The 21,322-nt window shown below is 72.2% G+C and carries 19 protein-coding genes; 6 read left to right on the forward strand and 13 right to left on the reverse strand.

What is annotated here, in order from left to right; genetic code table 11:
- Positions 1-27: 27 nt before the first annotated feature.
- Positions 28-786 carry an IclR family transcriptional regulator domain-containing protein gene (locus ACFWRT_RS28175; RefSeq protein ID WP_380953228.1) on the forward strand — a complete coding sequence of 253 codons (759 nt, stop codon included), beginning with the start codon at positions 28-30 and terminating at the stop codon, positions 784-786.
- A gap of 58 nt (positions 787-844) precedes the next feature.
- Here the strand turns inward: ACFWRT_RS28175 and ACFWRT_RS28180 are convergent, their stop codons facing one another.
- A complete protein-coding gene (locus tag ACFWRT_RS28180; protein ID WP_380953227.1) occupies positions 845-2,569 on the reverse strand; it encodes an acyl-CoA dehydrogenase family protein in 1,725 nt (574 codons plus the stop codon).
- Between the two features lie 70 nt (positions 2,570-2,639).
- Positions 2,640-3,212: a PadR family transcriptional regulator gene (locus ACFWRT_RS28185; RefSeq protein ID WP_380953226.1), complete on the reverse strand. Its 573-nt coding sequence runs from the start codon at positions 3,210-3,212 to the stop codon at positions 2,640-2,642.
- A gap of 181 nt (positions 3,213-3,393) precedes the next feature.
- On the opposite strand from ACFWRT_RS28185, the gene ACFWRT_RS28190 reads away from it, so the two are divergent.
- Positions 3,394-4,224: a pentapeptide repeat-containing protein gene (locus ACFWRT_RS28190; protein WP_380953225.1), complete on the forward strand. Its 831-nt coding sequence runs from the start codon at positions 3,394-3,396 to the stop codon at positions 4,222-4,224.
- Between the two features lie 45 nt (positions 4,225-4,269).
- On the opposite strand, the gene ACFWRT_RS28195 is transcribed toward ACFWRT_RS28190, so the two are convergent.
- From ACFWRT_RS28195 to ACFWRT_RS28215, 5 genes are all read right to left on the reverse strand, one after another.
- Positions 4,270-5,616 (reverse strand): cation:proton antiporter, encoded by a 1,347-nt coding sequence (locus ACFWRT_RS28195; protein ID WP_380953224.1) that lies wholly within the window; start codon positions 5,614-5,616, stop codon positions 4,270-4,272.
- Between the two features lie 127 nt (positions 5,617-5,743).
- Positions 5,744-7,780 carry a CocE/NonD family hydrolase gene (locus ACFWRT_RS28200; protein ID WP_380953223.1) on the reverse strand — a complete coding sequence of 679 codons (2,037 nt, stop codon included), beginning with the start codon at positions 7,778-7,780 and terminating at the stop codon, positions 5,744-5,746.
- Positions 7,781-7,836: 56 nt separating this feature from the next.
- Positions 7,837-9,153 carry an ATP-grasp domain-containing protein gene (locus ACFWRT_RS28205; protein WP_380953222.1) on the reverse strand — a complete coding sequence of 439 codons (1,317 nt, stop codon included), beginning with the start codon at positions 9,151-9,153 and terminating at the stop codon, positions 7,837-7,839.
- Positions 9,154-9,298: 145 nt separating this feature from the next.
- On the reverse strand, positions 9,299-10,027 hold the full coding sequence (locus tag ACFWRT_RS28210; RefSeq protein WP_380953221.1) for a GAF and ANTAR domain-containing protein: 729 nt from the start codon (positions 10,025-10,027) through the stop codon (positions 9,299-9,301).
- Positions 10,028-10,527: 500 nt separating this feature from the next.
- Entirely contained in the window at positions 10,528-11,013 is a 486-nt protein-coding gene (locus ACFWRT_RS28215) for an STAS domain-containing protein (RefSeq protein WP_380953220.1), read from the reverse strand.
- A gap of 324 nt (positions 11,014-11,337) precedes the next feature.
- Here ACFWRT_RS28215 and ACFWRT_RS28220 point away from each other — a divergent pair, with 324 nt between their 5' ends.
- Positions 11,338-12,069, forward strand: a complete 732-nt coding sequence (locus tag ACFWRT_RS28220) for a GAF and ANTAR domain-containing protein (RefSeq protein ID WP_380953219.1) — start codon at positions 11,338-11,340, stop codon at positions 12,067-12,069.
- A 77-nt stretch (positions 12,070-12,146) separates the two neighbouring features.
- Here ACFWRT_RS28220 and ACFWRT_RS28225 read toward each other — a convergent pair whose 3' ends face one another.
- Positions 12,147-12,383: a DUF5133 domain-containing protein gene (locus ACFWRT_RS28225; protein WP_380954095.1), complete on the reverse strand. Its 237-nt coding sequence runs from the start codon at positions 12,381-12,383 to the stop codon at positions 12,147-12,149.
- Positions 12,384-12,995: 612 nt separating this feature from the next.
- On the opposite strand from ACFWRT_RS28225, the gene ACFWRT_RS28230 reads away from it, so the two are divergent.
- Both ACFWRT_RS28230 and ACFWRT_RS28235 read left to right on the forward strand, forming a co-directional pair.
- Entirely contained in the window at positions 12,996-13,322 is a 327-nt protein-coding gene (locus ACFWRT_RS28230) for a plasmid stabilization protein (RefSeq protein ID WP_380954093.1), read from the forward strand.
- A gap of 47 nt (positions 13,323-13,369) precedes the next feature.
- The gene (locus tag ACFWRT_RS28235) at positions 13,370-13,843 is read left to right on the forward strand and encodes a DUF5709 domain-containing protein (protein WP_380954092.1); all 474 of its coding nucleotides are present in this window, start codon (positions 13,370-13,372) and stop codon (positions 13,841-13,843) included.
- 217 nt (positions 13,844-14,060) lie between these two features.
- Here the strand turns inward: ACFWRT_RS28235 and ACFWRT_RS28240 are convergent, their stop codons facing one another.
- Positions 14,061-14,849, reverse strand: a complete 789-nt coding sequence (locus ACFWRT_RS28240; RefSeq protein ID WP_380954091.1) for a VOC family protein — start codon at positions 14,847-14,849, stop codon at positions 14,061-14,063.
- Between the two features lie 353 nt (positions 14,850-15,202).
- On the opposite strand from ACFWRT_RS28240, the gene ACFWRT_RS28245 reads away from it, so the two are divergent.
- Entirely contained in the window at positions 15,203-15,997 is a 795-nt protein-coding gene (locus tag ACFWRT_RS28245) for an RNA polymerase sigma factor SigF (protein WP_380954090.1), read from the forward strand.
- A 35-nt stretch (positions 15,998-16,032) separates the two neighbouring features.
- Here the strand turns inward: ACFWRT_RS28245 and ACFWRT_RS28250 are convergent, their stop codons facing one another.
- The 4 genes from ACFWRT_RS28250 to ACFWRT_RS28265 all read right to left on the reverse strand — a co-directional run bounded on the left by ACFWRT_RS28250 (position 16,033) and on the right by ACFWRT_RS28265 (position 21,161).
- Entirely contained in the window at positions 16,033-17,079 is a 1,047-nt protein-coding gene (locus ACFWRT_RS28250; protein WP_380954089.1) for an SDR family oxidoreductase, read from the reverse strand.
- A 391-nt stretch (positions 17,080-17,470) separates the two neighbouring features.
- Positions 17,471-18,262: a SigB/SigF/SigG family RNA polymerase sigma factor gene (locus ACFWRT_RS28255; protein ID WP_380954088.1), complete on the reverse strand. Its 792-nt coding sequence runs from the start codon at positions 18,260-18,262 to the stop codon at positions 17,471-17,473.
- A gap of 316 nt (positions 18,263-18,578) precedes the next feature.
- Entirely contained in the window at positions 18,579-19,259 is a 681-nt protein-coding gene (locus ACFWRT_RS28260) for a response regulator (RefSeq protein ID WP_380954087.1), read from the reverse strand.
- 108 nt (positions 19,260-19,367) lie between these two features.
- On the reverse strand, positions 19,368-21,161 hold the full coding sequence (locus ACFWRT_RS28265; protein ID WP_380954086.1) for a GAF domain-containing sensor histidine kinase: 1,794 nt from the start codon (positions 21,159-21,161) through the stop codon (positions 19,368-19,370).
- Positions 21,162-21,322: the final 161 nt, after the last annotated feature.

The raw sequence follows: 21,322 nt of genomic DNA on the forward strand, positions 1-21,322 counted from the left end.
CCCCCGTGCCGGGTCCATGCTGGGGGCATGGGTGACCAGGCCGGCCCCGAGCCCACCGTGTCCGTCCGGCGGGACCTCCGGTTGCTGGAGGCCGCTGGGGCACATCCGACGGGTGCCCCTGCCGAGCAGCTCGCCCGCGAGGCCGAGCTGCCGCTCGGCATGGCCGAGGGCCACCTGCACGCCCTCGCCGAGGACGGCTACCTCAGCGAACTGGACGACGGCGCGTTCGCCCTGGCCGACCGGGGCCCCTCACCGGGCGCCGGAGTCGGTGCCGGGACCTGGACCCAGAGCATCCGCCCGCTCCTGACCTCGCTGCGCGACGGCCTCTCCGCCGCCGCCTACCTGACGCTGTACGACGAGGGGGAGATCCGGGTCCTCCAGATCGTCGACAGCGCGCGGGCGCCCCGCGTCGACCTCTGGGTGGGCTTCGAGGACGCCGGACACGCCACCGCGCTCGGCAAGAGCGTCCTGGGCGGGCTGGACGAGGAGGCCCGCGCCAACTACCTCTCCCGCCACCCGCTCGCCGACCTCACGTCCCACACCATCACCCGCCGCGAGGAGCTGCTCCGGGAGCTGGAGTCGCCGCCGATGGCACCGCTGGCCCGGGACCGGGAGGAGTACCGGCGGGGCACGACCTGCGTCGCCGTACGCGTGTACTGCGGCGACCAGGTCGGCTCGCTCGGCATCTCCTTCCGGTCGGACCGGATGTACCGGACCAGCGAGGTCAGGGCCCAGCTCCTGTCGTCGGCGCTGCGCGTCACCCGGAGGCTGACGATCCCGGAGTGACGCGGAGGCGCGGCGCGCGCCCGGGTGGGGGCCACTCGGCCATCTCCTACGCCGGGGGCTACTCGGCCATCTCGTACGCCCCCGACAGCGCCTCCACGCGCTCCCAGATCCGCGCCGAGCGCTCGGCGTCGACGACGGGCCGCCGTACGGCACCGAGCGCCCACTCCTGCTGGGCCTCGGTGGCCGAGTCCTTGCCGTGCAGCTCGACGGCGTGCGCGGAGAAGTCGCGTACGAGGACGGCGAACAGCTCGTCCAGCAGGTCCGAGTCCAGGCCGGTCAGCCGGGCCTGCTCCAGGATCAACTGGCCGTGCACGACGAGGGCGAAGAGCTGACCGACGGCGAGGAGGAGGTCCAGGTCACGGCTCTGCTCCTCGTCCGGGGCGGCGGTCTCCACGAAGGTGCAGAGCGCGTCGGCCTGCTCGCGGAAGCGGGCGACGTTGGCCACCTCGGCGTACGCGTCGAAGGCCGGGCGCCAGTCGTGGAACCGTACGGCGCCGAGACCGCGCGCCGGTCCCTGCCGGAACAGGAAGTCGTCGTCGGCCGCGTCCAGGCGGGACGGGACGGCCGGGTAGTCGACCGGGGCCAGCAGGTGGTTGCGCATGAACTTCAGGATCAGCGCCAGGTTGACGTGGACCGTGCCCTCCAGCTTCGGCAGGCCCCGGATCTCGATCGCGGCCTGGGCGAAGTAGTTGTCCTTCTCGAAGCCCTTGGCCGCGATGACGTCCCACATCAGGTCGATGACCTTCTCGCCCTCCGTGGTCACCTTCATCTTCGTCATCGGGTTGAAGAGGAGGTAGCGGCGGTCGTCGGGCCCGGCGGAGCGGAAGTAGTCGACGGCACGGTCGCTGAACAGCTTCATCCCGACGAGCCGGACGTAGGCGTCGGTCAGCTCGCGGCGCACGTGCGGGAAGGCGGTGACGGGACGGCCGTAGAGGATGCGGTTGCTCGCGTGGGTGACGGCCTCGTACATCGCGTGCTCGCAGATGCCGATCGAGGCGGTGCAGAGGTTGAACTTGCCGACGTTGACGGTGTTCAGCGCGGCGTCGAAGGCGGCGCGGCCCGTGTGGAGGATGTCGGCGGCCGCCACCGGGTAGTTCTCCAGGCGGAACTCGCTGACGAACTTGGAGGAGTCGACGACGTTCTTCACCAGGTGGTAGGCGTCGTGGCGGCTGTCGGCGGCGAAGAAGACATAGCCGTCGGGGCCCTCGACGTCGGTGCGGCGGCCGAAGACGGAGACGAGACCGGCGGCGTTGCCGTTGCCGATGTAGTACTTGGAGCCGGAGGCCAGGAAGCCGCCGTCGCCGGACGGCTCCAGCAGCATGTCGGTGGAGTAGATGTCGGCGCCGTGCGTCTTCTCGGAGAGGCCGAACGCGAACACCTCCCCCTGGGAGAGGAGTTCGGCGGCCCGCGCGCGGGCGTCGGCGTTCTCGCTCTGCCAGACCGGGCCGAGGCCGAGGATGGTCACCTGCCAGGCGTACCAGTAGTCGAGCCCGTAGAACCCGAAGATCTCGTTGAGCGCGGCGATCCGGGCGGTGTCCCAGCGCTGGTCCTCGTTCCCGGCGGCGGAGGCCGGGGTGAGGAAGGTGGCGAAGAGGCCCTCCTTGGCGGAGAAGGCGAGGAAGTCGCCGAGCCAGGCGCGGGAGCGGTAGTCCTCGATCAGCCGGCGCTTGCCGCGCTCCTCGAACCAGTCGACGGTGGCGCGCAGCAGCCTGCGCGTCTCCGGGTCGAAGTGCTGGGGGTCGTAGGTGCGCGGGTTGAAGAGCGGGGACGCGGACTCAGCCATGGAGATCGCCTTCCGGGAGTGAGGGTTGAGGGTTCTGTCGGGGGTACGGAGGTGGCGGCGGCCGGGGCCGTCAGGCGCCGGGGCCCGTCGGTGGACCGGCCAGCCGGTGGAGGGTGCCGAGGACGTCGTCGAGCCAGGCGATCGTCATGCGCTCGTACGCGATGCCGCCGCGCAGCACGACGTGCTGGAGCTCCTGGCCCGCGTCCGGGGGTCCGGGCGCCTCCGGCCCGGTGAAGTCGCGCACCTCTCCGGCGAGGTAGTGGGCGAGGCGATCCCGGTGGACCTGGCGGTGGCGCTCGACCTCGCGGACCAGGGCGGCCGGGTCGTCGAAGGCGGCGCCCCGGATCTTGACGGCGAGGTCGTGGCGGAGGCTCTCGGGCTCGATCGGCCGGTGCAGCCACTCGGCGAGGGCGGCGCGGCCGGGGCCGGCGACGGAGTACTCCTTCTTGTCCGGCCGGCCCTGCTGCTCGACCTCGCGGACGACGAGCCGGCCGTCGGCCTCCATACGGCTCAGGACGCGGTAGATCTGCTGGTGGCTGGCGGTCCAGAAGTAGCCGATGGACCGCTCGAACCGGCGGGCCAGCTCATAGCCGGAGCCGGGTTTCTCCAGCAGGGAGACGAGAATCGCGTGTTCGAGCGCCATACCGCGATCCTTCTATGCAACTCGTTGCATAGACAAGTCGCGTGGCCCGGGTGAGACAGGGCTCACCCGAGCCACGCCGCGCTCGGGCCCCCTGGGACAATGGACAGTGCGCCCACCACACGCCTGCCGTATATGGACCGCGCGCCCACCACCCGCTCGCCGTACCAGGAGAACCACCGCCTTGTCCCAGCCCACCACGCACGCCGGTCACCCCGATCTGCAGGCCGACTGCGGGAACTGCTTCGGCCTGTGCTGTGTGGCGCTGCCCTTCGCCCGCTCGGCGGACTTCGCCGCGGACAAGGCCGCCGGGACCCCGTGCTCCAACCTCCGGGAGGACTTCGGCTGCGGGATCCACGAGCGGCTGCGCGGGAGCGGCTACCAGGGCTGCACGGTGTTCGACTGCTTCGGGGCGGGCCAGAAGGTCTCCCAGGTCACCTTCGGCGGCCGTAGCTGGCGTGCGGAGCCGGACTCCGCCGGCACGATGTACGAGGTCTTCCCCGTGGTGCGGCAGTTGCACGAACTGCTGCGGTACACGGCCGAGGCCCTGGACCTGCCGGCGGCCGAGGCGGTCCACCCCGACCTGCGCGCCGCCTACGACCGGCTCGACGCCCTGACCCGGGACTCCGCCGACGCCCTCCTCGCCGTCGACGTACCGGCCCTCCGCGCCGAGGTGAACGCTCACCTGCTGCGCGCCGGCGACCTCGCCCGTGCCGCCGCCGTCCCCGGCAGGAAGAAGAACCACCGGGGCGCCGACCTCTTCGGCGCCCGGCTGCGCGGCGCGAAGCTCCGCGGGGCCACCTTGCGCGGCGCCTGCCTGATCGCCGCCGACCTCTCCGGCGCCGACCTGCGCGACGCCGACCTGATCGGCGCGGACCTGCGCGACGCGAACCTGTCCGGCGCCGATCTGACCGGCGCCCTCTTCCTCACCCAGCCGCAGCTGAACGCGGCCCGGGGCGACGCGGCGACCAGGATCCCGGGCGCCCTGCGGCGGCCGGGGCACTGGGCCGCCTGAGCACGGGGGCGAGATCATGAACGCCACCGGCGGCACGCCGCCTCCCTAGGAGGCCTCCTCCCCGGCCTCGTTCCCGGCCCCTTTCCCGGCCTCCTCCCCGGCCTCGTGCCCGGCCTCGTTCCCGGCCGGGGCCTTGGCCGCGCGACGGTCGAGGTACGCCGTCACCGGGGTCGCCGCCACGCCGTGGACGACCACGGAGATCAGGACGGCGAAGACCACCACCGCCCACATCTCCCCCTCGTACCGCCCGAAGCCGCCCTCCCCCACGGCGTAGGCGAGGTAGAAGAACGAGCCGATGCCCCGGATCCCGAAGAAGGCGATGGCCGCCCGCTCGGTCGGCAGCCCGGGACCCCGCAGCTGGGCGAGCCAGCCGATGGCCGGGCGGATGAGAACGTGCAGGAGTACACCGATCACCGCGCCCCGCCAGGTGAGTGCGGCCAGTCCGCCCGAGGCCACGAACGCGCCCACAGCGAAGAGGAGCAGGGCCATCAGCAGACGTTCGACCTGCTCGACGAAGCCGTGCATCACCTTGTTGTAGCCGTGGTCGCGTTCGGACCTGCGCAGGGCGCACGCGGTGGCGAAGACCGCCAGGAAGCCGTACCCGTGCAGCGCCTCGGTGACGCCGTACGACAGGAACATCGCCGCCAGCGCCACGAACCCCTCGCCGTGTTCGGCGAGCCGCAGCGAGGTGGCCCGGGCCCGGAAGAGCACCCGGCCCAACAGGAGCCCGATGGCGACGCCCGCCGCCACACCCACCCCGATCCGCACGAGCACGTCACTCCACGCCCAGTGCGTCAGCCACCCACCGGTCCAGCTCTCCCCGGCCGCCGCGAGAGCGACCGCCGCGAGGACGAAGGGGAAGGCCAGCCCGTCGTTGAGCCCCGCCTCACTGGTCAGCGCGAAGCGGACCTCGTCCTCGTCGTGCTCGTCGTCGGACGGCTCCCCCACCCGCACCTCGGAGGCGAGGACGGGGTCCGTCGGCGCGAGGGCCGCAGCCACCAGGAGCGCGGCGGAGACCGGCCAGCCCAGCAGCCACCAGACGGCGAGCGCCGTCGCCCCGATCGTCAGCGGCATCGCCACCCCGAGCAGCCGCCAGGTGGCGGCCCAGGACCGCCACCCGAAAGGGCGGTTGATGGCGAGGCCCGCCCCCATCAGCGAGGTGATCACACAGAGCTCGGTGAGGTGCTGCGTCCAGACCCGGTCGGCGACCGGGTCGATCTCGGGCAGCGGCAGCGGCGCGAGGTAGAGGAGCACACCGGCGGCGAGGAACACCATCGGGACCGAGACCGGCAGACGGGAGAGCAGCCGGGGCAGCGCGGCGGCGAGGAAGGCTCCTATGCCGAGACACCCGTACACCGCACCCACGGTGGTGATCGACACGTGAGGCCTCATCTTCTCTTCATGTCCGGCCGGACCGCCCCGGGGCTGTCCAATCCGGGGCGGTCCGGCCGGGGCTGTCCGGTCCGGGGCGGTCCGGTCCGGGGCGGTCCGTGAGGCCACCGCGGGGGGGTCTCCCGGGTCAGGCCAGATTTCGCGGCACGGTCTCGTTCCAGGTGCGGGAGAAGACCCGGCGCCCGTCCTCGTACCCGTCCAGGGTCGCGTCGACGGTGAACGTGTCGGCGCTGGAGGTGAGGACGGTGCTCGTCTCGACCCGTACGTCCCAGCCGCCGGGCCGGGAGAAGGTCATCGTCCATGCCGAACGGCCGCTCAGGGAGGCGAAGTCGTCGGCCACGGAGGTGTACCGCTCGCAGGCCCGCAGCCCGACCTCGATGCCGTTGTCCTCGTACCGCTGGCGGCCCCGGTCCTTCACGATGTCGAGGGCGGAGTGGTAGTCCACCAGGCTCCTGGACACGTTCCAGGCCTGCTCGGGCTCGGTGAGCCGGGTGACGGGCGGCGGACGGCAGCCCTCCGGCTCGCCGAAGGAAGCCTGGGGCATGCCGTCGGGCTCCTCGGTGGGACGTACCGGCAGGGTCAGGGCGGCGCCGTCCTCGTGGACGGTGAGCAGGGCCGGCTCCGGGGCCGGCCAGACCAGGGGCCAGTACGAGGTGGAGAGCGAGAGCCGGATGCGGTGGCCGGGCGGGAACGCCTGCGCGACCCCGTTCAGCGTGACCCGGGCGCGGTAGCGGCGGCCGGGCTCCAGCGGCTCGGGGTGTTCGTCGCTCTCCCGGTGCGTCAGGTTGAGCACGCCGTACGTGACCCGGGTGGCGCGGCCGTCCGGGGCCACGTCGGAGATCCGGGCGGTGACCTGGGCGACGGGCGCGGAGGCGGAGACCTCCAGGTCCACGGAGGGCGCGCCGAGGATCTCCACCCGCTCGGTCAGCGGTTCGGTCTCGAAGACCAGGGAGCCGCCGTCCTCCTCACGCTGGTCGTAGGGCAGGTCCGGCGGGGCGTTGTAGGAGGCCCACTTGCCCGCGAACTGGCCGACGGAGAGCGGCGACTGCACCGTACGCGTACGGCCGCGCGGCAACGGCTCCTCCTCGTCCCCGGTCACGATGGTGGCGCCCCGCAGCGGGTGCACCACCTCCTTGACGTGCGGCGAGGGCCAGGAGGGTTCGGCGACCCAGCGGCCGGGGCGCTCCTCGTACGAGGTGGAGGGCGGGACGCTCTCCTGCATCCAGGTGCGGAGCATCGGCCCGTCCATGACGCCGTTGTCGACACCCTTGAGCCAGTGGTCCCACCACTTGACGACCTCCTGGAGGTAGCCGATGGCGGGGCCGGGCTCGCCGAGGTGCGGCAGCTTGTGCGACCAGGGGCCGATGAGGCCCTTGCGGGGCACGTCGACGCCCGCCAGAAGGCGCGTGACCGCGTTGGAGTAGCCGTCCGCCCAGCCGCTGGAGGCCAGGACGGGGGTCTGTAGCTGTCCGTAGTCCTCGCTGAGTGAGGCGTGCTGCCAGTAGGCGTCGCGGTGCGGGTGGCGGAGCCACTCCAGGACCCAGGGGCGGGCGGACTCCAGCCGCTCCCGCCACATGTCCCGCCACCGGTCGCCGACCACTTCCGGGTCGGGCGGGCAGGTGGCGTACGCGAACATCGTGCCGGCCTCGGCGAGGTTGTCGGAGAGCATGGCACCGCCGAGGTAGTGCATGTCGTCCGCGTACCGGTTGTCGGTGAACGAGGCGATGACGATGGCCTTGAGGCTCGGCGGCCTGCGCGCCGCTGTCTGGAGCGCGGCGAAGGCGCCCCAGGAGATGCCCATCATGCCGGTGTTCCCGTCGCACCAGGGCTGGGCCGCGACCCAGGCCAGCACCTCTTCGGCGTCGCACTGCTCCTGCTCCAGGTACTCGTCCAGCAGGACGCCCTCCGACTCCCCGGTCCCGCGCAGGTCCACCCGTACACAGGCGTAGCCGTGGCCCGCGATGTACGGGTGGTGGATGGCGTCCCGGGTGGAGGTGAGGTCGTTCTTGCGGTACGGGATGGTCTCGACGACCGCCGGGACCGGTTCCGCGTCGGAGGAGACGGGCCGCCAGATCCTGGCCGACAGGCGTACCCCGTCCGCCATGGTGATGGTGACGTGGTCCTCGACCTCGGTCGCGTACGGGAGTTGTTCGACGAATCGCATACGGGTGGCAGGGTCCTTCCTGACGTCGGGTCCGGTGGGGGCGGCTACCCGGGACATCACGAAGAATTCCGGCCACGGCCGCCCGGTTCGGTCTCGTCGAAGCTCAGGCCGAGCGCGGCGACGCAGGCGTCGAACTTGCGGCGCAGGTCGTCCTCGTCGTCCCCGCCGGTGAAGATGTGGGCGACCTCGTAGCTGTAGCTGTCCTGTCCGTGGACGGTGGAGAGCTTCTGGCCCTCGGCGGGGACCATGTCGATGTGGACGCCGGGGATGTCCCGCTCGATGGCGGCGATCTCCTCGGCGGTCGGCACCTGGTGGACGCGCCCCTCACCGAACCAGCGGTAGTACCACTTGGCGGCCACCTTGTAGCGGCCCCCGCCCGCCGGGAGGGCCGGGTCGCCGCCCAGGGCGAGGCGGAACATGCGGTGGTGGTTGGGGACGCCGTCGACGAAGTGGAACATCTCCGCGTGCGACTGGGAGTGCCGGGGGTTGATCTCCAGCAGACTGACGTCGCCGGTCTTCGGGTCGTAGAAGAACTCGATGCTGAAGGTGGCGTTGTCCATGCCGATCTGCCGCATGGTGCGTTCGCTGACCTGGTGCAACTGCTGGATGACCGGGCCCGGGAGGGTGCTCGGGTACTGGTGGCGCAGGAAGGACGAGGAGTCGGGGTAGTTGATCGAGTCGAGCACGCCGTAGACGGTGACCTCGCCCTGGTGCGCATATCCCTCGACGGCCACCTGGATTCCGGTCATGGCCTCTTCGGCGAGACAGACCTGGCCTCCGACGCCCGCCATCTCCGACGGGAGTTCGAGGAGATCGAGTATCGCCTCGAAAGGCTTTCCGACCCGGGCTATGCCTCCGCGTATCTCCGCGACGGCGGTCCGGAATTCGTCCATGTCCGCCACGCCGAAGGCCAGCTCGGAGGAGTAGGCCAGCGCGGGCTTCACCCACATGGGGAAGCTCATGCCCTCCGGCGGCTGCGGATCGTCACTGTCCAGGTCGACGATGCCGAAGCGCGGATGGGCGTCGCTGACCTTCTGCTGTTCCAGCCGGCTCCAGTATTTGTGCTCGCACTTGACGACGGATTCGAGGCTGGTGCTGGTCGTCCCGTATTCCTTGCTGAGGAGGGGGACGAGGGTGCTCACCGGGAAGTCCCAGTAGCCGACGATCGCGTCGATGGAGCCGTCGTGCGCGTCGAGCACGGCACGTGCGTGGGTGAGGAGTTCGTCGACGGTGGTGGTGTCCTCCTGCAACTCCTTGAGACTGAGGAGCGGGTGGAGACGGAAGTCGCCGGCGTCCGGAACGGCCTCCAGCGTGCGCAGGTTGGCCTCGTCCATTCCGATGACGAAAATGTTCTTGCGCTGATCTCGGGGCACAGGGATTCCTCACGTAGGACGGCGGGGTTCTGCGTCGTCTACCCGTGTGCGGAGATTCAAACGGCGACCCGGCCGGCACCCCTCCCCTCCCGCCTCTCCCCCCTCCCCGGCGTCCTGATCCGACGGGCCGTCGCCCGACGGCATGTCACCCCCGGGGCTGGATCCGTGCCTCGGGGGGAGTCTCGCCCGTGATGCTGGCGATCAGCTCGGCGCAGAGCACCCGGAGTTTGACGTTGCGGTGCTGGGACGCCGTACGCAGGACCTCGAAGGCCTTCTCCGGGGTGCAGCGCTGCTGGCCGACGACCACGCCGATGGCCTGGTCGATGACCGTACGCGACTGGAGGGCGGCCTCCAGGTCGGCGGCGAACTCCTCGGTGTCGGCGATGCGCTGGGCCAGGGCGATGGCTCCCGTGGCCTGCGCGGTGAGCAGCCGCAGGGCCGTCAGGTCGGCGTTCGCGAAGGCGTTCGGGAGCGGCGCGTAGAGGTTGAGGGCGCCGGCGGTGTGGCTGTGCGGGGCGATGGGCAGCGACAGCGAGGACCGGGCACCGCAGACCGCGGCGTAGGCGGGGTAGTCGGCCCAGCGGCTCTCCCGGAGCGTGTCGGGCACGCTGACCTCCAGGCCGGTGCGCATCGCCTGGAGGCACGGCCCGTCGTCCTGCCCGTACTGGGCCTCGTCCAGCTTCGTGGCGGAGGCTCCCGCACTGGAGACGGTGACGGGACGCCCCTGCCGCTCCAGCGTGATGCCGCATCCGTCGGCCGCCTCCACCAGCTCCAGGGCGCTGCGGGCGAGCGCGTGGAGGAACTCGTCCAGCGATTTCGTCTCCAGGAGCAGCGCGGTCGTGTCCGGCGCCGCGGCCACGGGCCTGTCAGTCATGATCATCTCGTTCTGGGCGGTGACCCGCCTCCCGAAAGGGCGGGACAGAGCTGGCGCGGCGCGGTCCGGTGCCGCTGGGACAGGGCAACCTCCACCGACGCACCGGCGCCTGGGACGGGCTCCGGGCGTGCGGCGGGGAGGTCAGGCGTGGGTGAGCGGTGGCCGCCGAAGGGCGGGCGCGCCACCGGCCGTGGTCGCAGGACTGCTGAGGCTTCCCCGGGGAAGAGGCCGGGCCGACGGCGGGCGGCTGCGGGCGGCCGAAGCCGGGGGGCGCACCGGGCGGGGAGCGCCGGCGGCCGGGACCGCGGCGGAGCGGCGGGGAAGCGCGTGGTTCACGGGAACTCCAAGGAGGCAGGAAGAAATCTCAAGGGCCGTTTCCTGACCTCCAGCGCTTCATTATGCCCTCTCGGCCGCCACGGCCCGCCCGGCCTCGCGGAGACCGGCCAGGAGGGCCGGAAAGCACCTTTGGCCGCCGGCCCCTCCGCCTGGCTCCACCGGCCTCATTTCCCGGGAAAACGCGGCAGGGACGTGGCGGTGTACGGCCCGACGGCCTTGCTCGGGCGCCGGGCGGTGTCCGGCCGCGCGTTCCGTCGCTCCGGTCGCTCCCGGGTCGTCTCCGGTCGGGAGGCGCCGACGCCCGGTCCGCAGCCCCGGCTCCGGAGCTCGGCGCCCGGGAGGCTGAACGCGACGCGAAGGAGGCGGTTGAGTCCCGCGGCGCTCAGCACCGCACGGGACGTCTCGTGCCGGGCCACCACCGCGATCGACACGCCGCGCTGCTCGGCGGCGCCGCGCACACGCAACAGGACGCCGAGGGCCCTCGGCGTGAGGAGAGGGGTGAGGACGTCCACGATGACGGTGCTCGGGCCGCAGCAGGGAAGCAGCCGGGAGAGTTCCTGCTCGACCGTCGACTCGTTGTCGTGGTCGACGACCTCCCACAGCTCCACGACCACATGGGACTCGTCGAGGCGATAACTCAGCAAGGACATCGTGTACTCCGCGAAGCAGCCGGACAGGGGAACAGGCCGATGAAAGGCCGCTTCCTGACCTCGCTGCGCGTCTGCCCGCGGATCGGCATCCCACACCCCCTTTTCCCTCGCTTTCTTCGGCCCGCGTGCGGGAAGGGGCCGGTGCGGGAAGGGGCCGGTGCGGGAAGGAACCGGGGTGCGGGAAGGGGCCCGCGTGCGGGAAGGGGCCCGGGTCCGGTTCGGCCCGTGCGCGGGAGGGGCCCAGGGTCCGACGGGGCCGCGACGCCACTTCCCGTATCGTGCCATGCTGGCTGCGAGGGCTCCCGGGCCCGGAAGGGAGCGACCATGACCGACGCCCTGACCCCAGGGACGCCTGATCTCGTCTCGCTGCTCCTGGACACCGATACGCTGGATGATTTCCTTCAGGCGCTGGTCGAGGGGGCGTTGGTCAACGCCCCCGGCGCCGATGGCTGTGGCATCACACTGGAGCGCGAGAACCGCGCTCTGACGGTGGTGAGCGCGGGGACCAGCGCACCGGCGCTGGACGAGGCGCAGTACGGGCAGGACGACGGCCCCTGCCTGGAAGCCCTGCGCGAAGGGCATGAGGTCAGTGTGGTCGACATGCGGGCCGAGAGCCGCTGGAACGGCTATCCGGCCTTCGCCGTGGCCGCCGGGACCCTGTCCTCGTTCTCCCTCCCGATCGCCGCGCACTCCCACACCGCGGGCGCGCTGAACATCTACTCGCCCGAGGTCAAGGGCTTCGAGGACGCGGACCTCGACGGTCTACGCGATCTGGCCGCCCAGGCCACGGGCGCCATCGCACTGGCCCAGAGGCTCTCCGACGCCCGGACCTTCACCGCCGATCTGCATGCGGCCCTGCAGTCGCGCGCGGTCATCGACCAGGCGATCGGCATCGTCATGAGTCAGCGCCGCTGCTCGGCCGAAGAGGCGCTCCGTACGCTGCGCACCGCGTCGCAGCACCGCAATGTCAAACTTCGCGACCTCTGCGGGCAGCTCGTCGGCGGTATCTCCGGCGATCCGCCGACGAGCGGCCCCCGGCTGCGCCCGCGCCCCTGAGCCGCGCCCGCGTCCCTGAGACCTCGCCGGCCCGGGTGGCCCGTCGGCTCCGACGGGCCACCCGGGCCGGCGGCCGGTCAGACGGGGACCGAGGCGGAGGCCGGGGCCTTCGCTCGCGGGGCCGAGCGCTGCACCTGCTCACGAGCGACGACGAGCGCCGCGGCGATGTCACGGGTCCCGGTGGAGACGCACAACGTGTAGGTCACGTCCTCCAGACCGCGGGACAGCCCCTCGTCGCCCCCGCCGTACCGCGCCCGCAACTCTTCGTAGCGGCGCAGAAGTTCCTCGAGTACCGCGGGGTGTGCCATCAGCATCGCGCTCTGCCTTTCTCTCACGACCAAGGGCGCTCGCTGAAGTGAACGAGCGCGGACAGCTTTCCCGAGACGGACGACCGACACGCAGCGACATACCGACAGCGCATATCGCGCATGACCGGGTGGCACGCATACGGACGGGGAAGGAGAAGTGATCCGGATAAGAGCACGGATCACCAGAGGGGACGCGGACCATTCGAGCCGGCCGCTTCCTGACCTCTTTCTACAACTGTGCCCAGCCCTGCGCGATTCATGCAAGCGTGGACGGGTCCGGCGACGCCTCGCGGACCGGTGTTCAGGGACATGTTTAGTGCCCTGGCGAGGGGTACTCCCCTTATCAGGTATCCAGCGTACGCGGAGCTCAGGCGCCGACGGGTTGGGAAAACAGCCCTCGGCGCCGCACACGAAAAGAACGTCGCCCCTCGCCGACGCGCCTTCACTCAACTGGACGCGGAACGGCTCGACGGGCGTGCCCCCTTCCTCCCGGCGCGGTTTATTGGGCCTCGTACGGGAAACGCGGGTGGGCGTCCCTCGGGTGGTCGATTCACCCGTTCACCCGTTCCGATGAGGTCTCGCGGCCATGCGGCCGATGGGCCGGAGAAGGAGCACGTCATGCCTGCCGGATCGAGTGCGAAGCGTGAGCGCCAGTACGAGCACATCAAGGAGAGCCAGGAGGAGCGGGGCACCTCCACCGAGCGCGCCAAGGAGATCGCCGCCAGGACGGTGAACAAGGAGCGCGCCCGGTCCGGCGAGTCGAAGACCGCGAGCAGGACGTCGACACAGGACAAGAAGTCCGCCTACGAACGCGGCGGCGAACGCTCCCACCGGGGAGCGAAGGGCCCGACGAGGGACCAGCTCTACGCGGAGGCGAAGAAGAAGAACATCGACGGGCGCTCCTCCATGAACAAGGACGAGTTGCGGAAGGCTGTCGGGCGCTGACGGACCTCTCCGGGCAGCGCAAGAACCCTACGGCGGAAAAGGACTCCATGAGCGACCAAGCGCGCGGCGACGATGTGTACCAGCCCCAGGCCGACGACGGCCAGGACCCGCCGAACGACGATCTCGACCTGGAGAACACGCTCGGCGAACGTGACCTGGACGACCAGATGGAAGAGGGCTACTCCCCTCCCGAACGCCCCCTGGGCGTGAACAAGTTCGGCACCACGGGCGAGGAGGAGCGCGAAGGCGAATCGCTCGACCAGCGGCTCGCCCAGGAGGTGCCGGACGTGGAACCGCCGGACGGCGACGGCATCGGCGATGTCCCGGAGGGCGACGGCGAGCCGCAGGAGCGGATCGACGGCGACGCGCGTGCCGGAAGGCTCGCCGCGGCGGACGACGCCACGGGCCGGAACACCGATGTCTTCGCCGAGGACGTGGGCATCGACGGCGGAGCGGCGTCCGCCGAGGAAGCCGCCGTGCACGTCGCGGACGACGAGGACGGCGGAGGACGGCGGGCCTGACCGGGTGAGCGGGTGAGCGGGTGCCCCGGGGCGGCGCACGTGGGGACAGCGGTGGACCGGCGGGGCACGCAGGCGAGGAGACGGGTGCACATGGCAGGCGCGGCGATCTTCGACGTGGACGGCACGCTCACCGACACCGACCATCTGCACGTGGGGGACACGGTGTGGGACATGGAGAGGGCGCCGGCCCGCTCACACACCGGACACACCGGCACGCTCACACCCCGGCGCCCTCGGCCACGGTGAACAGCGCTCCTTCCGCGTCCCGGACGACGTATTCGGAGCTTCGTACGCCGGGCGAGGGGAAGGTCTCCCCGCCCGCCCGGTCCGCCTGCGCCGCCGCCCGAGGGGCGCCGTCCACCGGGAAGTGGACGATCCACCGCGGCCGGATCCTCGGGTCCGGTGCGCTGCCGACGGCTCCGCCGGAGAGTACGGCCATGGGCCGGCCGGCCATCCGGGCCACGACCTGCTCCTCCTCGTACGCGACGTCGATGGCGTCCGGACCGGGGCGCGGCCAGGAGAAGACCTCGCCGTAGAACAGGGCGGCCTCGAAGGCGTCCCGGGTCCACAGCTCCAGCCACGGCAGAGGGCCCGCCGCACCGGACGGCCAGAGCGGTGCGGCGCCTTCCCAGACCCCGAAGACGGCACCGTCCCGGTCGGAGGCGATCGCCGCCCGCCCCTCCCCCACCGCGAGCGGGCCGACCGCGACGGTCGCGCCCCGTTCGCGGATCCGGTCGGCGATCCCGTTCACGTCGGCGGAGGCGAAGTACGGCGTCCACACCGTCGGGGCGGCCAGGAAGGGGGAACGGGCCCCGATGCCGGCGACCGGACGCCCGTCGGCGAGCGCCACCGAGAAGCCCTCCCCCAGGATCCCGGAGTCGTCGAACTTCCAGCCGAGCACGGCGGAGTAGAAGGCCTGCGCGCCGGGCAGGTCGCGCACCAGCAGATTGACCCAGCACGGTGCGCCCCGCACAGGCAGGGCCTCGGTCACGGTCGGCATGGTCATCGTCTCCTCGGCCGGGGTGTCCTCGGCGTCGAGCGGCGCCCGTAGGCGTGGCCTCCTCCCGGTCCGTGGGGGCGGGCTCAGCCGAGGCGGGTACCCCTTTCGCGCCGGTCCATACGCTGCGGGGCACCGCGAATGTCCGCTCTGTCCTCCGCACCCCGGCGCTGTCCCGCGCTCGCCGCCAGTCATCCTCGTTCGCTCCTCGCGGAGCGGATTCATACGTTTAGCCCCGTTTAGGACGGGTAGGGCATGAACTGTGCTTCGGACATGAGGCGCCCGTGGGAGTTCCGGGTGGTCCATGTCCGGTAGCGAGCACTCCCACGGCGACCGGGCATCGCCGTCGAGGAGTGACCACCATGCAGGCTGCACCTACCCCCGAGTTGCTGTCGGACACGGATGCCCCAGCGTCCGGTACGGCGTTCCAGAGGCTGAGCACGCTCCCTCCGGGACCGGAGCGGGAGGCCCTGCGCGACGAGACCATCTGCACTTGGCTGCCGATGGCGCACCGGCTCGCGGCCCGCTTCCGCAACCGCGGCGAGCCGATGGACGATCTGCGCCAGGTGGCCGCGATGGGGCTCGTGAAGGCGGTGGACCGTTACGACCCCGCGCGGGGCAAGGCCTTCGAGACGTTCGCCGTCCCGACGGTGACGGGTGAGCTGAAGCGGCACTTCCGCGACCACACCTGGGATGTGCACGTTCCCCGCCGGGTCCAGAACCTCCGCAACCAGGTCCGGACAGCGCGGCGCGACCTCGCCCAGCGGCTCGGTGGACGCACCCCCACCTGCGCCGAGATCGCGGCGGAGGCGGACCTCTGCGAGGAGGACGTCCTGCTCGGCCTGGAGGCGTTGGAGAGCTACAGCGCCCTGTCCCTGGACGCCGAACCGGCGGGTGCCGACGGGGGAATCACTCTGGCCGACCGGCTGGGCTCCTGCGATCACGCCCTGGACGTCGCCGTCGACCGCGAGGCAGTCAAGCCGGGACTGCGCAGGCTGCCCGAGCGCGAGCGGACGATCCTGTATCTGCGGTACTTCCGCGACATGACCCAGGTCGGCATCGCGGAGCGCCTCGGCATCTCCCAGATGCACGTCTCCCGCCTCATCAGCCAGTCCTGCGCGCGTGTCCGCGCCGGGGCCCTGAAGGGAGCCGTGTGATGTGAGGGCCCGGGAGCACGGGACGCTTCGCGGCCTCAGCCGACCTTCCGGCCGACCAGCGGCGCGGTGTCCTCGCCCCGGCCCTCCCGTACGCCGCGCAGAAAGGCGTTCAGCGCCTCTTGCGCCGTACGGGTGGGCTGCCAGCCCAGCACCTCGCGGGCCCTGCTGGAGTCCAGTACGGGCAGCCGCAGCACCGCGTCGAACAGGTGCGGCGATGCCGGTACGGCGTGGGCCCGCCAGGCGCCCGCGAGCGCCGTACGCACCAGCGCCCTCGGGACCCGTACGATCCGGGCGTCGAGCAGCTCCGCCAGGACGCGGGCGTCGATCACCGGGTCCGCCGCCAGGTTGAAGGGGCCGGTCACGTCCTGGAGCACGGCCAGCCGGTACGCCTCGGCGGCGTCGTCGGTGTGGAGCACCTGGAACCGCAGCCCCTCCAGGTCGGGCACGAAGGGCAGCAGGTCGGGGCGGAGGAGGTTGCCCGGGACGTGGCGGCCGGCGAAGATGCGCCGCTGCTCGGGCGCGGCCGTCTCCTTGAAGAGGAAGCCGGGGCGCATCCGGACCACCCGGATCTGCGGGTGCCGCAGCTCGAAAGTGTCGAGGACGCGTTCCAGGTAGGCCTTCTCCCGGCAGTAGGCCGCGTCCGGCCAGCCGTGGGTCGGCCACTCCTCGTCCACGCCGGGCTCGTCCTTGGGGCCCGGGGAGTAGGCGCCGACGGACGAGGCGTGCACCAGGGCGGGCGTCCCGCTCCGCTCCACCGCGCGGAAGACCCGCTGGGAGCCGAGCACGTTGCTCTGCCAGGTGACGACCGGGTCGTGGGTGGGCTGGAAGCGCCACGCCAGGTGGACGACGGCGTACGCGCCGCGCAGCAGGCCGGTGAGCCGCTCCTCGCTGTCGTCGCGCGAGAGGTCGACGGTGTCCCACTCGACGCCCGCGATCTCCAGCGCGGGCCGCCTGCGGGCCAGGCCCAGGACCGAGTCCACCCCGGGGTCGGCGGCCAGGGCGCGGACGACGCTCGTCCCCACGTTGCCGGTGGCCCCGGTGACCACGATCCGCTTGCCGCCGGAACGTCCGGTGGTATCCATGAAGGCTTCCTTCCGTCGGGAATCGAGGTCACCAGGTCATCGAGGTCACCAGGTCAGGGGACGTGCTACTCCCTGTTCAGCGTCGGATTTCACGGCCCTTTCCCCCGGGTGTCGAACGAGTGCCGAGTTCCCATGGGACTTTCGGTGAAACACCACGGTGTAGCAACGCGGACGTGGTAGGAGGATGGCGTCGGGGGAAGAGCGCGCTCATCGTCATCGACCCGATCAATGCCCAGGCCCCTCCCCAGCTCACCCGGCTGATCGGCCGCGCCGCCCGCACCGAGAATGTTCCGGTCACCCACGCGAACGACACGCGGAACCGGTCGAACCCCCGCTGCCGGACGGGGGCCGCGCGGGTGACCGGCGGTCTGTCACCTCGGCCGAGCCGCTGTCACACGAGCGTGCTCTGCTCCACGGGCTGCTCGCGGGCACTCTCGCGGATGCGGCGGCAGGACTCGGTGATCAGCCGGGAGACGTGCATCTGCGAGAGGCCCAGTTCGGCGGCGATGGCGCTCTGGGTCATCCCGGCGAAGAACCGCAGGTAGAGCACCCGCTTCTCGCGCTCGGCGAGCCGGTGGATGCCCGGCTTCGCCGCCTCGCGGTCCAGCACCAGGTCGTACGCCTCGTCCAGCGCCCCCAAGCGGTCACCGAGGAGCGGCTCGCTGCCGTCGGGGGCGGTCTCCGTGTCGAGGGAGAGGGCGCTGAAGCCGTGCAGCGCCTCGCTCCCCTGCCGTACGTCCTCCTCACTCAGCCCGGTGTGCTCGGCGATCCGGGCGGACGAGGGCGAAGCGCCCGAAGCGGCCAGTTCGGCGTGGGCGAGGCGGACGACGTTGCGGAGGTTCTGGATCCGGCGGGGTACGTGCACCGACCACATGCGGTCCCGGAAGTGCCGTTTGATCTCCCCCGTGATGGTGGGGACGGCGAAGGGCGCGAAGGCGCGGCCGATCTCGGGGTCGTAGCGGTCGACGGCGTTGACGAGACCGATGGCCGCGACCTGCCGCAGATCCTCCAGCGTCTCGCCGCGGTTGCGGTAGCGGGCGGCCAGCCGGTGGGCCATGGGCAGCCAGGCGCAGATGATCTCCCCGCGCAGCCGCTCCCTCACGGGCCCGTCCGGCAGCGCCAGAAGACGCCGGAAGTCCATGGCCGTGTCGGGGTCGTCGGCGTACCGGCTTTCCTCGGGCATGGGGGGCGGCTCAACTCCTCGCCGTGCGGGATGGCTGTCGCCCGGGGGGGGGCGGGGCGCCGGAGCGGGTCGTCACGTCAGCGGGCGCGACCCGCACGGCATCCGTCGCGGGGGCGTGCCTCACCTCCGAAGCACCCCGTGGCCTTGCCACGCCGGGAGGGCCGCGAAAACCGGGGGCCGGTGCGTTCACCCGAGCGGCCGCCCGCCGCCTACGTCCCCGCCCCGCCCCCGTCCCCGCCCGGTGCGCGCTCTCCGAGCGGATGAGCCGGCGCGGGGCGGGGGGCGGGGAGACCTGGGGTGGGGGCGGATCAGAGGGTCACCCGGCCCGTCGTGCCTCCGTGGCGAGAACCGCGGCCTGGACGCGGCGTTCGACGCCGAGCTTGGCCAGGATCCGGGAGATGTTGTTCTTGACCGTCTTCTCGGCGAGGTGGAGCCGCAGTCCGATCTCGCGGTTGGTGAGCCCCTCGCCGATGAGCGCGAGGATGTCCTGCTCACGGGCGGTCAGCGCGGCGACCCCCGAGGGCCGGTCGTCCTGGGCCGCGTCGTCGCGGAGCCGGGCCATCACGCGTGCGGTGGCGCCGGGGTCGAGCATCGAACGGCCGGAGGCGACCGTGCGTACGGCCTGGACGAGGTCCGTACCGGTGATCTGCTTCAGTACGTAGCCGGAGGCGCCCGCCACGATCGCGTCGAGCAGCGCCTCCTCGTCGTCGAAGGACGTCAGCATCAGGCAGGCGAGATCCGGCATCCGGGAGCGCAGTTCGCGGCAGACGCCGACGCCGTCCCCGTCGGGCAGGCGGATGTCCAGGACCGCGACCTGGGGGCGCAGGGCCGGGACCCGGGCGAGGGCCTGCGCCACGGTGCCCGCCTCGCCGACGACGGTCAGGTCGGGTTCGGCGTCCAGCAGGTCGTGCACACCCCGGCGTACCACTTCGTGGTCGTCGAGGAGGAACACCGTCACCGGGGCCTTCCCGTCGGTGCCCGTGCGCTGCTCCGTCATCACATGCTCCGTCATCTCTTGTCCGTGCCCGCCGCGGTGGGCCGTGACGATCGTGCCGTACGGGCGGTCCCGGCGAACAGGGCCGGTCGGCCCTCATCGGCCGCCGGCCTATCGGCTCAGCGGGGCGCGCCAGACCAGCCGGCTGCCGCCGCCGTCGGGCGTGGACATCTCCAGGGCGCCGCCGCACTGGCGGGCGCGCTCGGCGAGGTTGTCCAGGCCGCTGCGGCGGCTCTGCGCGGGGATGCCTCCGCCGTTGTCGGAGACCGTCAGGCGTACCTCGTCGGCCGTCGCCTTCAGGCTGACCTCGACCCGGGTGGCGTGCGCGTGGCGGGCCGCGTTGCTGAGGAGTTCGCCGAGCGCCGCCACCACGTGCTCGGCCACATCGAGCGGTACGTCGGTGTCGAGGAGGCCCTCCATGCTGAGCCGGGGCGGGAAGCCGAGCGAGGTGACCGCGTCCCCCACCGTGCGGGAGGCCCGGGCGCGCAGGCTGGAGGCGGGGCCGTCGTCGCGGGCCCGCAGGCCGAAGATGGTGGACCTGATGATCTTGATGGTCTCGTCCAGGTCGTCGACGGCCCGGCTCACCCGCTCGGCCGCTCCGGTGTGCTCGATCAGCCGGGCGGTGCTCTGGAGCGTCATCCCAGTCGCGAACAGGCGCTGGATCGCCAGGTCGTGGAGGTCGCGGGCGATGCGGTCCCGGTCCTCCAGGAGCGCGACGTGTTCGGCGTCCCGCCTGCGTACGGCCAGTTCCAGGGCGAGCGCCGCCTGCCCCGCGAAGGCGAGCAGCGGCTCCAGGTCCGCCTCGGTGAAGACGGGTTCGCCGACCGCGCGGACCAGCAGCAGGACGTGCGCTCCGGCCGCCCCCAGGGGGACGGCCACCGCGGGGCCCGGGTCGGTGGTCAGGTGCAGGTGGGGGTGGGGGTCGGGGAGGAAACGGGGGTCCTTCCCCAGGTCGGCGGAGACCACGTGGGCACCCGCCGCCGAGGCGGCGCCGGCCAGCGTGCCGTCGACCGGGAGGACGCGGCCCGGGAGGCCGTGGTCGCTCTCGCCCGCGCCCGCGTCCGTGCCCTCGCCGTCGCCGTCGCCGTCACCCTCGTCCTCGTCCTCGTCCTCGTCCTCGGACAGCGTTACGGACAGCTCCACGACCAGGTCGCCGGTGCCGGGGACGGGCGCGGACACCTCCGCCAGGCGGGCGCCGGTGATCTCCCCGGCCCGGCGCGCGATCAGTTCCAGCACGTCCTGGCGGGCGGCGCCCGACAGCAGGTGGTTGGTGACCTCGGCGCCCGCCCGCAGCCAGCGGTGCCGGCGCTGCGCGCTCTCGTACAGACGGGCGTTGTCGATCGCCACTCCGGCCGCCACCGCCAGCGTGGTGATCACGGACTCGTCCTCCGCGTCGAAGTCGAGGCCGGCGCGCTTGTCGGTGAGGTAGAGGTTCCCGAAGACCTCGTCGCGCACGCGGATCGGCACGCCGAGGAACGTACGCATCGGCGGATGGTGTTCCGGAAAGCCGAACGAGGCCTCGTGCGTACCCAGTTCGCTCAGCCGCAGGGGTTCCGGGTGCCGGATCAGCTCGCCGAGGAGGCCGTGCCCGGCCGGGAGCGGTCCGATCCGCCGCCGCTGCTCCGCTGTCATCCCCGAGGTGAGGAACTGGGACAGGCTCCGCCCGTCGGGTCCGATGACGCCGAGCGCGCCGTACTGCGCGTCCACAAGGTGCGCACCGGCCTCGACGATGCGGCGCAGCACCTGGGAGAGGTCCAGTTCGCGGCCCACGGAGACGACGGCCTCCAGCAGGCTGTGCACCCGGTCGCGGGTCCCCCGGGCGGCGTTGATCCTCGCCTGCAACTCCTCCAGCAGCTCGTCCAGCCGCATCTGCGGCATCCGCGACAGCGGCTGCTCATCCCCCACAGCGCCCTCTTCCCCTCCGCCCCGTCCACCTACCGCGCCACTCTAGAGGGCCGCCCCGGCCCGTCCTGCTCCGGAGCCCGCCCTGAGGGGAGACAGGGCGGGCTCGTAGGACGGGGCGGGGACGGGGGCGTCAGGCGTGCGGGGCGGGCGTCAGGCGTCAG

The organism is Streptomyces cyaneofuscatus (assembly GCF_042718795.1).
Classification (GTDB): Bacteria; Actinomycetota; Actinomycetes; order Streptomycetales; family Streptomycetaceae; genus Streptomyces; species Streptomyces cyaneofuscatus_A.